The following is a 14961-nucleotide window of genomic DNA, read 5'->3' as shown; positions in this document are numbered from 1 at the left end:
AAGGTCTTAACTGTCAGGCCATTTACTCTCTCATTCTAACAGCTTCGGCTTTGAGATGGAAAAAGACGCGGCTGGCTGCCGCGCCTTAAACCGTAATTATTATTGTAGGAGTTCTATATGAAGGAACTCCAGCGCGTCAGTGCTTCCTCGGTCATCCATTATCATGCCAACATTCACAAGGCTCTCAAGTATGCCGTGAAGATTGACCTGATTGATGTAAACCCGGCTGACAAGGTCGAGCGGCCGAAGAAAGATCGCTATGTCGGCAGCTTCTATGATGCCGATGAGGTCAACGCTCTTTTTGAGGCTGCAAAAGGAAGCAAACTTGAGCTGCCTATTCTGTTTGGCGCATTCTACGGTCTGCGCCGGAGTGAAGCAATCGGTCTGAAATGGGATGCTATTGACTTTGAGCAGAACACGATCACCATCCGTCACACAGTTACTTCTTGTGACCTGGACGGCAAGCGCGTTCTGGTCGCATCCGACACCACCAAGACCAAATCGAGTATGAGAACGCTCCCGCTTGTTCCTTTCATGAGAGAAAGACTTCTCGCCCTAAAAGAAGAACAGCAGGAAAACCGTCGTTTGTGCGGACGCAGCTATATCAAGGACTACATTGGTTATGTTTGCGTAAACGAGATTGGTGATCTAATTAAGCCCCACTATGTTACTGAGAGTTTTCCGAAGCTGCTCAAGGCAAATGGGCTGAGACACATCAGGTATCACGACTTGAGACATAGCTGTGCCTCGTTACTTCTGGCAAACGGTGTTCCCATGAAGCAGATTCAGGAATGGCTTGGTCACAGCGACTTCTCAACCACGGCAAACATTTACGCACATCTGGATTATAGCTCGAAGCTGACTTCGGCTGACGCGATGCTCAATGGTTTGGGACTTGCTCCGAACTAAAAAAGAAAAGCCAGCAGCCGGGAAAACCGGCTACTGGCGGACATTCTGGCGGAGACGGTGGGATTCGAACCCACGGACCCTTGCGGATCAAACGATTTCGAGTCGTTCTCGTTATGACCACTTCGATACGTCTCCGTATTTATCTCAACATCAGCACCTCAGAAAACGGGGAGAACTGATGGGGAGAACAAAGAAAAATATTCAGTTAAAGACACCCGAAAAACCCCGTAAAATCAAGGGTTTCCGGTCAGGGAGCTACCAGATAGCGACCACGATTTCGAGTGCGGACCCTTCAACCACTTGGGTACATCTCCAGGTTAAAAATATACACTTTTTATGAATGAATGACATGATTTCGAGTCAAGCTCGTTACGACCACTTCGATACCGCTCCGTATTCCGTCCGCCCTGGATTGCAGCGGACAGTGTCTCTATTATACGCACAGAGCGGGGAAAAAGCAACCGGAAAATCCAATTTTCTTCCGCTGCCTTGCAAGACGGCGGTCTTGCCGCTATAATGGGAACCACTGGATACCAACGAATCTGCAATGGAGGGACCTGCATATATGAACATCCGTATGGAACACGACACCATGGGCGAGATCGCCGTCCCGGCGGACTGCCACTGGGGCGCCCAGACCCAGCGGAGCCTGGAGAATTTCAAGATCGGCGGCCAGCGCCAGCCCAAAGAGATCATCACCGCCTTTGCCTACCTGAAGGACGCCTGCGCCCGGGCCAACCGGGACTGCGGCAAGCTGACGGCGGAGCAGGCGGAGGCCGTCTCCGCTGTCTGCCAGGAGATCCGGGACGGCAAGTGGGACGGGGAGTTCCCCCTGGTGGTCTGGCAGACCGGCAGCGGCACCCAGACCAACATGAACGTCAACGAGGTCATCGCCCATTTGGCGGCGGACCGGGGCGTGAAGCTCCATCCCAACGACCACGTCAACGCCTCTCAGTCCAGCAACGACACCTTCCCATCGGCGCTGCACATTGCGGCGGCGCTGGCGGTGGAGCAGGATGTGCTGCCGACGGCGGAGCGTCTGGCGGCGGCCTTTGAGACGCTGGAAAAGGCGTATCCCGACCTGATCCGCATCGGCCGGACTCATCTTCAGGACGCCACGCCCCTGCGGTTCGCCCAGGAGGTCTCCGGCTGGCGGGAGCTGATAGAGGCCCCCTGCCGGATGCTGCGGGCGTCTCTGGACGAGCTGCACCGTCTGGCCATCGGCGGCACCGCCGTGGGCACGGGCCTCAACGCCCCCAAGGGCTACGACGAGGCAGTCTGCGGCTATCTTCGGCAGCTGACCGGCGCGGACTTCACCCCGGACGAGAACAAGTTCCACGCCCTCACCAGCAAGGACGCCCTGGTGTTTGCCCACGGTGCCCTGAAGGCCCTGGCGGCTAATCTCATGAAGATCGCCAACGACATCCGCTGGGAGGCCAGCGGCCCCCGGTGCGGCATGGGCGAGCTGCACATCCCGGAGAACGAGCCGGGCAGCTCCATCATGCCCGGCAAGGTGAATCCCACCCAGTGCGAGTCCGTCACTATGGTGGCGGTGCAGGTCATGGGCAACGATGCGGCCATCGGCTTTGCCGCCAGCCAGGGCAATTTCCAGCTGAACGTGTTCCTGCCGGTGTCGGCGTACAACTTCCTGACCTCCGCCCGTCTGCTGGCGGACGTGATGGATTCCTTCCGGGTCCACTGCGTGGAGGGCATCACGCCCAATGAGGAGAAGATGGCCTACAACCTCCACAACTCCCTGATGCTGGTGACCTGCCTGACGCCGAAGATCGGCTACGAGGCGGCGGCCAAATGCGCCAAGAAGGCCCTCCACGACGGTACCACACTGAAGGAGGCCGTCACGGCCCTGGGACTGCTGACGCCGGAGGAGTTCGACGAGACTGTCCGTCCGGAGAAAATGGTGTAAACGGGGCGTCCCGTGGGGGCGGGGGCCGGGGAAGCCCGGCGGCTTTGCGCCCCCCATTCGTCGTCGGGGCAAACTGCGCTATATTCGGGACGCCCTGCGGGGGAGGGCATCCCGAATACCGCTCCGTTGCCCCCTTGCACACCGTCGCGGCATTGCGATTCCCGGCCCCTTCGGGTCCGCCAATCGCGCCGCTTCCTCGAAACCGGCTCGCTTTTTCCGCCGCTGGCGGCGGCATTTCAAACTGCGTTTGAAATGCCTTTTCCCGCCTTGTTACGGGGGTTTTGGCAGATGGAAACCTGTGGGCATTTGCCCATTCAACCGCATATGAGCCTGAAAAAGCTGGGGGTATTTCCGGATACCCTCAGCTTCTCTTTTCGCTGCCGCACCTTGGTTGTTGCGGATAGTTTGGCGCCCTCCGTTGCCGGTCTTCTGCAGCCACCGGACTGCGGCAGCAAAACAGGAGCAGGATGCATCCGGGAGCGCCCCTTCCACCGATCCCCCGCGACCGCCAAGGTGCGGCAGCAAAACAGGAGGGCGGTGCATCCGGGCGGGACCTGGAGTTTTGTTGACGGCAAGGGCAGACATAGAAGTTAACGCCCACGATTACCACCAGGCCAAAACCTCCGTAACAGGCGCTGCGAGCGTTCCGGGCGGAGCCCGGAATGCCGCCGCCAAGCCTTTTTCTCTTGACACCATCAAAAACCCCTTTCTCTTTTTCCTTGGAAAAAGAGAAAGGGGTTTTGCCCTGCGGCGGAGCCGCAAGCCATCGGCCTTCGCCGTATCTTCCCGCGCCTCTGCGAGGAAACTCTCAAAAGCCGCCGGGCTTCCCCGCAACCCCCGTCCTCACGGGAAAACCTCCTTCATCGCGGCGGATAGGTCCAGGTCCACGCCGTCCCATGGACGGCGGCGGAAGGACAGCCGCCAGGTCAGCGTCTCCGGCGGATCGAAGTACAGAGACGAACAGACGCCCCGCCGCCGGGAACCGCCGGACTTGCCGTTGGAGGACGCCTCATCTGATAGGAAGATGGCCGTGGGGCCGTCGGCGCCGCCGATGACACCGATGGAGGCCGTGCCCTCGGCTGCACAGGCCGTCCCACGGGGCCGGTCGCCATGGCCCGTGTCCCGGATGCGGAAGCTGCCCTCCGGCAGTTCCGGCTCTACAGTATAGGTCAGCGTCCGGCACCAGCGGGGATATTCCAGCCCCGGACGGCCGAAGCCCTCCGGCAGGTCCAGCTGCTCCCATGCCGCATCCAGCACCGTCAGCACATGGCCCGTCCCGGTAACGGGATCTGTGAAGTCCACCCGGTCCCCGGCCTCCGCCGGAAATTCCGGCCCGGGGACGTCCTGTTCCTCCGGCTCCAGGGCGACGGTCAAACTCCGCAGCCGGGCGGGCCGCCGCTTTCCGTGCCAGCGGAAGGAGGAGCGGATGATGACCCAGGCCCGCCGGGGGTCCAGCCCGTAGTGGGCCGCGGCCCGGCAGGCGGCTGCGCTGTTCTCCTCGCCCTCAGGCGGCTCCGGATACCACACCGCTCTGCTGCCGTGGGCGTGGCGCAGTCGATGGCCGTTCAGCGTCACCACGGTGTCCGGGTCCTGGCCCTGCCGCAGAGGGAAGTCCTCCGCGATCTTCCACTGCTGCTCCCGGTCCTCCGCCGCCAGAATCTTCCGGATACACGCGGCGGCCTCCTCACCGGAGATGGACAGGCACACGTCCAGCACCAGTCCGCCGCCGCAGAGATACACCGCCGGGAGAACGCCCTCCAGCGGGCCAAAGGCGAAGCGCAGCCCCACGGGTACCTCCCGTCCGGGGCGGTCCCGGCCCGAATGGCCCCACAGCGAGCCGTTGGCGTACACCGCCCAGGGGGCCGGATCGACGAATATATGCGTTCTTTTGTTTGATATATCCTGTGATTTCCCGCTTTCCATCAAAGACACTCCTTCCAAACCACTGGATCGGGACAGAAAAAAGGAAGCGCTTCCCGGACGCCGGGAGGCGCTTACCGCAGCATCAGCCGATGCCGCCCAACGCGGCGCCCACGATGAGCACCAGCACCGTCACACCGCAGAAGCCGTATTTCGCCAGGGGATAGAACCAGAAGCCCAGAGGGCGCTCCCGGCTGAGGTTCACCTGCTCCAGGCAGTCCTCCCGCCGGAGGACCCAGAAGAAGCCGATGCCCGCCAGCGCCGCGCCGATGGGGCAGATGTAGATGGAGCACACGTCCATCCAGCCGGACACGATGCCCTGGATGCACAGGCCCACAGCCAGGGCCACGGCGCCCACCAGTCCCACAGCGGCGGGCCGTCCCAGATGGAGCCGCTCCTGGATGGTGGCGGTGGGGGCCTCCAGCAGGTTGATGAGGGACGTCAGACCGGCGAACAGCACCGCGATGAAGAACACGATCATGATGACCGCCCCGCCGGGCATGGAGCGGAACAGATTGGGCAGGAAAATGAACATCAGGCCCGGGCCTCTGTCGGACAGCTGCTGTCCGGCGGTGGCCATGGCGGGGATGATGACCAGCGCCGCCAGCAGGGCGGCCACCGTGTCGAACAGCGCCACAGTCCGGGCGCAGGCAGGGATATTTTCCTCCCGGCTGAGATAGGAGCCGTAGATCAGAGTGCCGTTGCCTGCCACGGACAGGGAGAAGAAGGCCTGACCCAGAGCGTAGACCCACACGAAGGGGTCCAGCAGGCCCCTGGGGTCCAGCACGAAGATGTACCGGTAGCCCTCGGACGCACCGGGGAGGGTGGCCACGTACACCGCCAGTCCCACGAACAGCAGGAAGAACAGGGGCATCAGCACCTTGTTCACCTTCTCGATGCCCCGGCCCACGCCGAAGGCCATGACGGCCAGCGCCGCCGCCAGTCCCAGTACCTGCCAGCTGCTGTTGCCCCAGGCGGAGGCGGTCTGGCCGAACAGGGCGCCGTAGGCCTCCACACTGTCCAGCCGGCCCAGGGAGCCGGTGAGAGCGCCGAAAGCATATTTGAAGATCCAGCCCATCACCACAGAGTAGCCGATGGCCATAGCCAGGGAGCCCAGCACCGGGATCAGGCCCAGCAGACGGCCGGGCTTCTCCGTGCCCCACCGCTGGCGGGACGCCATGGCGAAGGCGTCCGCCGGACCGGCGCCGGCGGCCCGCCCGAAGGCCATCTCGCCGATGACGCCGGTGGAGCCGATGAGGGCCACGAACAGCAGGTACGGAATGAGGAACGCAGCGCCGCCGTATTTGGCGACGCGGGTGGGAAACAGCCAGATGTTGCCCATGCCGACGGCGGAGCCGATGCAGGCCAGGATAAAGCCCCACCGGGAGCGGAAGCTGTCCCGCCGGGCGGAGGATGGAGTGTGGGCCATGATGATGTGCCCTCCTTCTTAATATGCTGATATGTTGCGCAGGGAAACGGGAAAATGCGCTGAGACGATTGTACCAGAACCGCCGGAAAAGCACAACCCCCGACGGGAGGTGTTTCCGGGGCGGAACGTCACTCCAGGGAACCGGCGGGCTCCCGGCACAGGGGGAGAGTCTGGAAGATCTCCGCCCGCAGGGTCTCGTACTCCCAGGGCTTGGACACCCGGCACATCTTCCGGGCGATCTTCTCGCCGCCGTCAAACAGATGGATGAGATAGTACCACAGCTCTTTCATCCGGTAGGCCGCGGGGCCGGGGCCGTACAGCTCCTGGTAGCCTTCGTACAGGGCGGCGGTGAACCGGTCCAGCTCCTCCCGGCTGGCGTCCGGGCCGCCCCGGAGCTTCCGGGCCAGGGCTGGGTCCGCCATGAGGCCCCGGCCCAGCATCAGGGCGGAGGCACCGGGGAACCGGGCGGCGATGGCCCGACAGTCCCGCACCGTCACCAGATCGCCGTTGCAGCACACCGGCATGGGCAGGGACGGCAGCGCCGCCTCCAGCGCGTCCCAACGGGGCGTGCCGCTGTAGAAGTCCTGCCGCACCCGGGGGTGGACCGTCAACTCCCGGATGGGATACCGGCTGTAGATCTCCGCCAGACGGGGGAACTCCGCCGCTTCCCGGTAGCCCAGCCGGGTCTTGACGGAAATGCTCCGGTCCGGCAGGGCGGCGAAGATGTCGTTCAGGAACACGTCCAGCTCCTCGGGGTGGAGCAGGAAGCCGGAGCCCTTTCCCTTGGCGGTGACGGTGCCTGCGGGACAGCCCAGGTTCAGATTCACCTCGTCGTAGCCCAGACCGTACAGCGTCTCCGCTGCCCACCGGAAGTCGGCGCTGCGGCGGGTCATGATCTGGGGCACCGTCCGGGACAGGTCGTTCCGGTCCGGGGACAGGTCCCGCAGCTCCCGCTCCGTCAGCAGATGCTCCGGGGCGGGGGAGAGGAAGGGAGCAAAATACCGGTCCACGCCGCCGAACATCCGGGCGTGGAGGGCGCGGAACAGACAGGTGGTGATGCCCTGCAACGGGGCGGCATAGATGCGCATGAAAACCTCCGAAAAGACGCCGCCATCCGGACGGGGAGGCGGCTGTGATAGATGAAGGGGAGACGGCCTTACGGCGCGTCGGGTTTGGGTTCATAAACGGCGGCGATGGCCCGGGCGTCCTCCAGCAGCTGGCGTCGGAGGGACTCCGGACGCAGCACCTCGCACCCGGAGGGGCCGTACTGCAAGGCGAAGAACCGGACGTTCCGGGCGGTGCCGGTGATGCGGGCCTCCACCAGTCCGCCGGGGATCTCCCGCAACTCCGCCCGGGCGCCGAAGGTGTCCCGGACGTAGCCCGCCAGCTCCGCGGGCATCCGCAGGACGATGAGCTCCAGCTCGCCGCTGAACATCATGCTGTGAGTGGCGGCGTACTCGGCGATATGGAAGCCCTGCTCATAGCCCGGCAGGCGGCGGATGTCCTCCGCCGTCTCCGGCAGGGGCTCCATGTCCGTCAGGCGGTCGATACGGTAGTGGCGGAGGTGGTCCTCCCCCTCCTTCCGGCACACCAGATAGTACTGGCTGTTGGTGCAGATGATGCCGTAGGGGGACACCCGGTGGAGTCCGCCCACCCGCTCCAGGGAGCCGTCGGCCCGGACCTGGTTGCGGTAGAAGGACGCTTTCTTATGGCCCTCAATGGCGTCCTCCAGCTGCTCGATGTTCCGCAGGAACTCCACGTTGCCCTGATGGACCCACTGGTCCGCCATGTGGACGTGCTTCACCCGCCGGGCGAAGCCCTCGCTGCCCAGCTCCATCAGCTTGCCCACCAGATACTTGGCGTCCGCCGGAGGCAGGTACTTGGAGGCCATGACGCCGTCGATGAGCACCCGCAGCTCCGTCTCGTCGAACAGCCGCACCGGCCAGGAGCCCTTGGGCCCCCGCTCCACGTAGCCCAGGGACTCCAGCAGCTCCACCGATGCGGCCACGGTGTTCCGGGCCAGGGTCACCCGCTGGTCCTGCTGGATTTTGGCGATGACCTGGAGATTGGACAGGGGGTGTTCCTCGCTGGCGTACCGCTCCAGGGTCTTCAGCACCTGAAAGGGCACCACCCGGTTCCCGCCCATGGACGACATGGCTCCGCCTCCTCTGCAAATGGTGTCCCCATTGTATCCCATGGGACAGGGAGGGCGCAAGTCCTGGCCGGAAATTTTGAAACAGGGGAGGACGCGATTCAGACTTGCCTTTTTTTTCGTTTTGCCGTACACTGAACAGGCGAAAGAGACGAGATGCGAAAAGGAGAGACGTCCATGTTAGAGATCTTTTCCCGGCTGACCCCGGCGTGGCTCCACCGGGCCTATGTGTATACCGGCTCCGTGGGTCCGCTGTGGAACGACTTCCGGTTCCGCCTGGCCCAGGACGGGGACAACAATCAGGTCCACGCCGCCGTGTACTCCAGGGTGTGCTATGAGCTGGCGGAGGATAAAGAGGAGCGGGACTTCTCCTGGGACGACGAGGGCGTGGAATCGCTGAAGAACTGGCTCCAGGAGCGGTACGAGACCTTCGCGGCGGCCAACGGCCTGCCGCCGGAGGGACCGGATCCGCTGCCGGACCCCAAGGAGGCCATCCGGAAATGAAGATTCTGGTACTGTCCGATTCCCACGGAAATATGGAAAACATGGTTCGGGCGGTGGATCTGACCCAGCCCCGGCTGATCCTCCATCTGGGGGACTGCTGGCGGGACGGGGAGAAGCTGCACCGCCTGTTTCCGGAGATCCCCCTGGAGCAGGTGCCGGGGAACTGCGACTGCCGCCCCATGGAGCCGGCGGAGCGGCTGCTGTTTCTGGAGGACAAGCGAGTGCTGATCTGCCACGGCCACACCTACGGCGTGAAGCAGTCCCTGATCTCCGCCGGATACGCGGCGGAGGAGCAGCGGCTGGACCTGTTCCTGTTCGGCCACACCCACCGTCCCCTGTGGGACTGGCGGGGGCGGACCCAGTTCGTCAACCCCGGCAGCATCGGGGACTACCGCCAACCCACCTACGCGGTGGTGACGCTGGAGGAGGGAAAGGCCCCCTCCGGCGGCATCCGGGTGCTGGAGTGAACGAAGAATGCCGCCCCAACGGGGCGGCATTTCAGGCTGTCGAAAAAGTCCATAGACTTTTCCGACAGCCTTCACAATGCCTCGCTTTTCTGCCCGCGCAGCGGGCCGAAAAGCTGCCGCTGCGCGGCGCAAACGCCTGCTGACACAGGCTTTTTGCAGGCATTCAATCCAACACGAGGGGGCTCCCGCCCCCTCGTACTCCCCCTGCAAAAAAGGACTCTTTTCCTTCAGACAGGGTTTTTCGACAAGCTGGAATGCCGCCCCAACGGGGCGGCATTTGTTTTGCCTGAATGGGGGACCGGGAGGCCCTGTCAGCTCTTCTTCTCCGTTAGATTGGTGAGCTTGGCGCTCTGGAGGTACTGACGGGCGTAACGCTTGGGGGACATGCCGGTGTAGGCGGAGAAGGTGCGGATGAAGTGGGAGTTGGTCTGGAAGCCCGCCCGCTCTCCCGCCTCCTGGACGGAGATGGGCTGGCGCAGCAGCTCCCGGGCCAGGATGATCCGCCGCTGGATGACGTACTCCATGACGCTGAAGCCTGTCACATTTTTAAAGATGTGGCACAGGTGATATTTGCTGATGGAGAACTGTCTGGCCAGATCGTCCAGAGTGAAGGTCTCCGTGAAATGGTCCTGGATGTATTGCAGTACCGGCGCCACCCGCTCGTAATCCGGGTTCACGATGCCGGACTCCGTCTCCGCCGCCTGCCAGATGTCGCAGAGCTTCAGCAGCAGCTCCAGCAGCAGGATGTTCTGCCGGACGTCGCCGCCGAACCGCTCCGGGCCCGGCACGTTCTCCAGCTGGCGGAACAGCTCCGTCAGCTCCCGCATCTGCTGGGGGTCCAGCACGGTGCAGGTCTTGGCGCAGCGGAAGCTGCGGGTGAAATCCGTCTGGGCAGTGGAGAGCCGCTCCAGAGCGGTGGGGAGGATATGCATGATGTACCGCCGGTAGGGCTGGTCCGTCCGCTCATGGACGGTGCGGTGGAGCACCGCCGAGTCCAGCAGGAACAGCATATTCTTCTGAATGGGATACATATCCTGACCTATGAAGAAATCGCCGCCGTCGCACAGGGACAGCAGCAGTTCCACGCTCTCATGGAAATGGAGCTTATCCATATGCCAGGTCTCGTTCTGGTTCAGACTGATGGAGAAATCCTCACGCTGCAAAATGCGCTGCCTCCTTTCCCGGCCCCGGTGAAAAGTAGCAGATATTGCGGGACCGTTTCTATTTTGCACCATTCAGCAAAATAAGTCAACTTTTTTTGAAGAAAAAGCGGATATCCGGATTCTTGTCGGTTTCTTAACAGTGCTGTCCGCCCATGGCATACGGCGCTGTCAGGCTGTTGGGAACGATGGTGGACCTTTTGTGAAAGTCGCTGCCTTTTCTCGTATCTTGCTGCCACCAAATTAACAATATATGCAAACAAAATGGCAAGACGCAGAAATTCATGGCTTCCGTTGTATGGTATACTCAACTACAAGGAGTCATACTGCGCCCCTGCGCGATATTTGGCCCCGGTACCGGCCTGGGCCGTGAAATGGGAGGTGAGACTGTGTGGACGAGTACATCAATGACCGTGGGTGAATCTGTGCTGACCTCTGTCATGGGCTTCTTCATCGTGTTTGCGATGCTGGCGTTCCTGGCCATCGTGATCCTGATCTTTGCGAAGGTAGCCGGCGCCGTCAGCGGAAAGGGCAGCAAGCAGCCCGCACCTGTAGCGGCAGCTCCGGCAGTGGAGGATGCCAGCGAAAAGATCGCGATCATCACATCCGTGATCTGCGAGGAGCTGAATGCAGACCCCAATGAGCTGGTGATCAAGGGCATCCGCGAAGTGTGATGCCGCCCCGCGATCCCCCAACAAAAAAATTTGTGTGAAAGACTCAGGAGGAATGAATCATCATGAAATACAATGTTACCATCAACGGCAAGAAGTATGAGGTCGAGGTCGAGCGCGTCTCTCCCTTCCATCAGATGACCCGCGAGGAGATCGCCACCGGCGTCGTGGCCGCTCCCGTAGCCGCTCCTGCCCCCGCAGCTGCTCCGGCTCCCGCTCCCGCACCTGCCCCCGCTCCCGCGGCTGCTCCGGCTCCCGCTCCTGCCGCTGCCGCTCCCGCCGCCGGCGAGACCCCCGTTCCCTCTCCCATGCCCGGCACCGTGCTGGACATCAAGGCTCCCGTCGGCACGCAGGTCAGCGCCGGCCAGTGCATCATCATGCTGGAGGCCATGAAGATGGAAGTGGAAGTGGTCGCTCCCCAGGCGGGCACTGTGAAGGCCATCAACGTGAAGAAGGGCGACGCCGTCTCTACCGATCAGGTTCTGGCTCTGCTGGGCTGATAAGGAGGGCGCACCTTGAATTTTCTGTCCATTCTGACCGCGCTGCTGGCGGAGTCCGGCTTCGCGGCGCTGAACTGGCAGAGCGCAGTGATGATCGCAATTTCCTTTGTGCTGATGTATCTGGCCATTGTGAAAAAGTTCGAGCCGCTGCTGCTGCTGCCCATTGCGTTCGGCATTTTCCTGTCCAACCTGCCTCTGGCAGGCACCTTCTCCTACTTCTATGAAGTGGAGCACTGGTATGAGGCAGGCATCATCGGCGTCATGTACATGGGCGTCAAGTCCAGCTTCTTCCCCTGCATGATGTTCCTGGCCGTGGGCGCCATGACCGACTTCGGTCCCCTGATTGCCAACCCCATCAGCCTGCTGATGGGTGCCGGCGCCCAGTTCGGCATCTACATCGCCTTCATGGTGGCCAACGCCATCACCATCGGCGGCGAGCACATCTTCACTCCCCAGCAGGCTGCCGCCATCGGCATCATCGGCGGCGCCGACGGCCCCACCGCCATCTACACCGCCAACCAGCTGGCGCCTGAGCTGGTGGCCCCCATCGCCGTGGCCGCCTACTCCTACATGGCGCTGATCCCCATGATCCAGCCTCCTCTGATGCGTCTGATGACCACCGACAAGGAGCGCAAGATCAAGATGAAGCAGCTGCGCAAGGTCTCCAAGACCGAAAAGGTGATCTTCCCCATCGTGGTGGCCACCATCTGCGCCCTGCTGCTGCCTGACACCGCTCCCCTGATCGGCATGCTGATGCTGGGCAACCTGTTCCGCGAGAGCGGTGTGGTGGACCGTCTCAGCGACGTGGCTCAGAACGCTCTGTGCAACATCTGCACCATCTTCCTGGGTCTGTCCGTGGGCGCCACCGCCAAGGGCGACATCTTCCTGAAGCCCCAGACCCTGGCCATCATTGCCCTGGGCCTGTTCGCTTTCTGCTTCGGCACTCTGGGCGGCCTGATGATCGGCAAGATCCTCTGCCTGATCACCCACGGCAAGATCAATCCCCTCATCGGCTCTGCCGGCGTCTCCGCCGTTCCCATGGCCGCCCGTGTGGCCCAGAACGAGGGCGCCAAATACGACCGTACCAACTTCCTGTTGATGCACGCCATGGGCCCCAACGTAGCAGGCGTCATCGGCTCCGCTGTGGCGGCCGGCTTCTTCCTGATCTTCTTCGGCTGATTTTCATAACCCTGTCCGGGACACGCCTTTTTTCGGCGTGCCCCGGCGGAGCATGAAAAGCGAGAGTTCAGAGCTCTCTGAATTTTTTCACAGGCATTCCAAATTGTACAGATAAACATACAGGAGGCATTATTGTGAACAAAGTAATGAGTCTGCACGACGCCGTCGCCAAGTATGTCGAAAACGGCGACTGCCTGGCACTGGGCGGCTTCACCACCAACCGCAAGCCCTACGCCGCGGTTTCTGAGATCCTGCGTCAGGGTCAGGGCGATTTCGTCGCCTTCGCCGGCCCTGGCGGCGGCGATATCGACATGCTGATCGGTGAGGGCCGCGTCAAGGCGTACATCAACTGCTACACCGCCAACTCCGGCTACACCAACGTCAGCCGCCGCTTCCGCGCCTTCATCGAGCAGGGCAAGCTGACCTATGAGGACTACTCTCAGGACGTTCTGATGCTGATGCTGCACGCCGCGTCCCTGGGCCTGCCCTTCCTGCCCGTGAAGCTGATGCAGGGCTCCAGCCTGATGACCGAGTGGGGCATCAGCCCTGAGAAGCGCCAGACCATGGACAAGGTCCCCGATCTGAAGTGCGTTGAGATCGACAACCCCTTCCAGGCCGGCGACAAGGTCGTTGCCGTTCCCGTTCCCCGTATTGACACCGCCATCATCCACGTGCAGAAGGCCTCTCCCGACGGCACCTGCATCATCGAGGGCGACGAGTTCCACGATATCGACATCGCCGTGGCCGCCCGTAAGGTCATCGTCACCTGCGAGGACATCGTCAGCGACGAATGGATCCGCCGTGATCCCACTCTGACCCGCATCTTCGGCGAGTGCGTGAGCGCTGTTGTCCGTGCTCCCTACGGCGCATGGCCCGCTCAGTGCTACAACTACTATGATGACGACGACAAGGGCCTGAAGGAGTACGACAAGGCCTCCAAGTATCAGGACGCCGAGGACGCCAAGGCCCAGCTGGCCAAGGCCGCCGCCAAGGCTCAGAAGGCCGCCGACGCCAAGCCCGGTGACGAGAAGCTGGCCGCTGCCGCCGCCAAGGCCGCCAAGGCTGCCGAGGACGCTGCCAACGGCACCGCCATCCCCGAGACCTTCAAGGACTTCCTGGCCAAGTACGTCTACAACTGCGCGGATCACGACGCTCTGCTGGACGTTCTGGGCGGCGCTCGCCTGATGAATCTGAAGAATGAGCCCCATCTGGGCTACTCTACCAGACACTAATCGGTAGGAGGAACATGAGAAATGGCTGAATTTACGAAGTATACCAAACAGGAAATGCAGGCTTACGCCATCGCCAAGAACATCAAGGAGAACCAGATCGTCATCGTCGGTACCGGTCTGCCCCTGATCGGCGCTTCTCTGGCCAAGGCTGTCGTCTGCCCCAGCTGCCATCCCATCGTGGAGAGCGGCCTGATGGACTGCAACCCTATTGAGGTCCCCCGTTCCGTGGGTGACAACCGCTTCATGGCCCACTGCGCCGTGCAGTGGCCCAACATCCGCTTCATCGGCTTCGAGGCCAATGAGTGGCTGCATGACGAGGACCGTATGATCGCCTTCATCGGCGGCGCCCAGATCGACCCCTACGGCAACGTCAACTCCACCTGCATCTACGGTAAGGGCAACTACCTGCAGCCCACCACCCGTTTCACCGGCTCCGGCGGCGCCAACGGCATCGCCACCTACTGCAACACCATCATCATGATGCAGCATCAGAAGCGCCGCTTCATGGATAAGATCGACTACATCACCTCCTGCGGCTGGATGGACGGCCCCGGCGGCCGTGAGCGCGCCGGTCTGCCCGGCAACCGCGGTCCTCAGATGGTGGTCACCGATCTGGGCATCATGAAGTTCGACGAGGAGACCAAGCGGATGTATCTGGCTTACTACTATCCGTTCTCCTCTCCCGAAATGGTCCAGGAGAACACCGGCTTCGAGATCGACGTCTCCCGCGCCCAGCTGATGGAAGGCCCCAGCGATGATCTGATCCGCGTCATCCGCGAGGAGATCGATCCCGGTCAGGCCTTTATTAAGATCGCCAAGGACTTCAAGGGCATGGAGATCATCAGCAAGTAATTCTCCTGTTCCTCGCACAGCTTTCCGCTCTCTTTCGGGAGAGCGGAGGCTGTTCACCGAAA

The 14961-nt window shown here is 62.2% G+C and carries 14 protein-coding genes and 1 tRNA gene; 9 read left to right on the top strand and 6 right to left on the bottom strand.

Annotated features, from left to right (window positions below; genetic code table 11):
* The first annotated feature begins 117 nt into the window (after positions 1 to 117).
* Positions 118 to 909 carry a tyrosine-type recombinase/integrase gene (locus ACTNBU_RS08520; RefSeq protein WP_441032807.1) on the top strand — a complete coding sequence of 264 codons (792 nt, stop codon included), beginning with the start codon at positions 118 to 120 and terminating at the stop codon, positions 907 to 909.
* A 46-nt stretch (positions 910 to 955) separates the two neighbouring features.
* Here the strand turns inward: ACTNBU_RS08520 and ACTNBU_RS08515 are convergent.
* Positions 956 to 1044 (bottom strand) — tRNA-Ser (locus ACTNBU_RS08515).
* A gap of 430 nt (positions 1045 to 1474) precedes the next feature.
* Between ACTNBU_RS08515 and fumC the strand changes: the two genes are divergently transcribed.
* Positions 1475 to 2833, top strand: a complete 1359-nt coding sequence (fumC, locus tag ACTNBU_RS08510; protein WP_441032804.1) for a class II fumarate hydratase — start codon at positions 1475 to 1477, stop codon at positions 2831 to 2833.
* Positions 2834 to 3676: 843 nt separating this feature from the next.
* Here the strand turns inward: fumC and ACTNBU_RS08505 are convergent.
* The 4 genes from ACTNBU_RS08505 to ACTNBU_RS08490 form a co-directional block, all read right to left on the bottom strand.
* Positions 3677 to 4621: a hypothetical protein gene (locus tag ACTNBU_RS08505; RefSeq protein ID WP_441032801.1), complete on the bottom strand. Its 945-nt coding sequence runs from the start codon at positions 4619 to 4621 to the stop codon at positions 3677 to 3679.
* A 217-nt stretch (positions 4622 to 4838) separates the two neighbouring features.
* Positions 4839 to 6182 (bottom strand): sodium-dependent transporter, encoded by a 1344-nt coding sequence (locus ACTNBU_RS08500; RefSeq protein WP_441032798.1) that lies wholly within the window; start codon positions 6180 to 6182, stop codon positions 4839 to 4841.
* A 128-nt stretch (positions 6183 to 6310) separates the two neighbouring features.
* A complete protein-coding gene (locus ACTNBU_RS08495) occupies positions 6311 to 7270 on the bottom strand; it encodes a tRNA dihydrouridine synthase (RefSeq protein WP_441032795.1) in 960 nt (319 codons plus the stop codon).
* Positions 7271 to 7338: 68 nt separating this feature from the next.
* A complete protein-coding gene (locus ACTNBU_RS08490; RefSeq protein WP_441032792.1) occupies positions 7339 to 8337 on the bottom strand; it encodes a helix-turn-helix transcriptional regulator in 999 nt (332 codons plus the stop codon).
* A gap of 174 nt (positions 8338 to 8511) precedes the next feature.
* On the opposite strand from ACTNBU_RS08490, the gene ACTNBU_RS08485 reads away from it, so the two are divergent.
* Both ACTNBU_RS08485 and ACTNBU_RS08480 read left to right on the top strand, forming a co-directional pair.
* Entirely contained in the window at positions 8512 to 8838 is a 327-nt protein-coding gene (locus tag ACTNBU_RS08485; RefSeq protein WP_441032789.1) for a hypothetical protein, read from the top strand.
* Entirely contained in the window at positions 8835 to 9305 is a 471-nt protein-coding gene (locus ACTNBU_RS08480) for a YfcE family phosphodiesterase (protein ID WP_441032786.1), read from the top strand. Before ACTNBU_RS08485 ends, ACTNBU_RS08480 begins: the two co-directional genes overlap by 4 nt.
* 311 nt (positions 9306 to 9616) lie before the next feature.
* On the opposite strand, the gene ACTNBU_RS08475 is transcribed toward ACTNBU_RS08480, so the two are convergent.
* Positions 9617 to 10468 carry a helix-turn-helix domain-containing protein gene (locus tag ACTNBU_RS08475; RefSeq protein ID WP_441032783.1) on the bottom strand — a complete coding sequence of 284 codons (852 nt, stop codon included), beginning with the start codon at positions 10466 to 10468 and terminating at the stop codon, positions 9617 to 9619.
* Positions 10469 to 10854: 386 nt separating this feature from the next.
* Here ACTNBU_RS08475 and ACTNBU_RS08470 point away from each other — a divergent pair, with 386 nt between their 5' ends.
* The 5 genes from ACTNBU_RS08470 (at position 10855) to gctB (ending at position 14899) form a co-directional block, all read left to right on the top strand.
* On the top strand, positions 10855 to 11139 hold the full coding sequence (locus tag ACTNBU_RS08470; RefSeq protein WP_441032780.1) for an OadG family protein: 285 nt from the start codon (positions 10855 to 10857) through the stop codon (positions 11137 to 11139).
* A 62-nt stretch (positions 11140 to 11201) separates the two neighbouring features.
* On the top strand, positions 11202 to 11636 hold the full coding sequence (locus ACTNBU_RS08465) for a biotin/lipoyl-containing protein (protein WP_441032778.1): 435 nt from the start codon (positions 11202 to 11204) through the stop codon (positions 11634 to 11636).
* Positions 11637 to 11651: 15 nt separating this feature from the next.
* Positions 11652 to 12815: a sodium ion-translocating decarboxylase subunit beta gene (locus tag ACTNBU_RS08460; RefSeq protein ID WP_441032775.1), complete on the top strand. Its 1164-nt coding sequence runs from the start codon at positions 11652 to 11654 to the stop codon at positions 12813 to 12815.
* Positions 12816 to 12949: 134 nt separating this feature from the next.
* Positions 12950 to 14047, top strand: a complete 1098-nt coding sequence (locus ACTNBU_RS08455) for a CoA transferase subunit A (RefSeq protein ID WP_441032772.1) — start codon at positions 12950 to 12952, stop codon at positions 14045 to 14047.
* A gap of 21 nt (positions 14048 to 14068) precedes the next feature.
* Positions 14069 to 14899: a glutaconate CoA-transferase subunit B gene (gene gctB / locus ACTNBU_RS08450; RefSeq protein ID WP_441032769.1), complete on the top strand. Its 831-nt coding sequence runs from the start codon at positions 14069 to 14071 to the stop codon at positions 14897 to 14899.
* Positions 14900 to 14961: the final 62 nt, after the last annotated feature.

It is taken from the genome of Dysosmobacter sp. HCP28S3_G4, assembly GCF_052065175.1.
Taxonomy (GTDB): Bacteria; Bacillota; Clostridia; order Oscillospirales; family Oscillospiraceae; genus Oscillibacter.
Note: the sequence above shows the minus strand (reverse complement) of the source record. Positions and strands in the feature narration are given on the sequence as shown.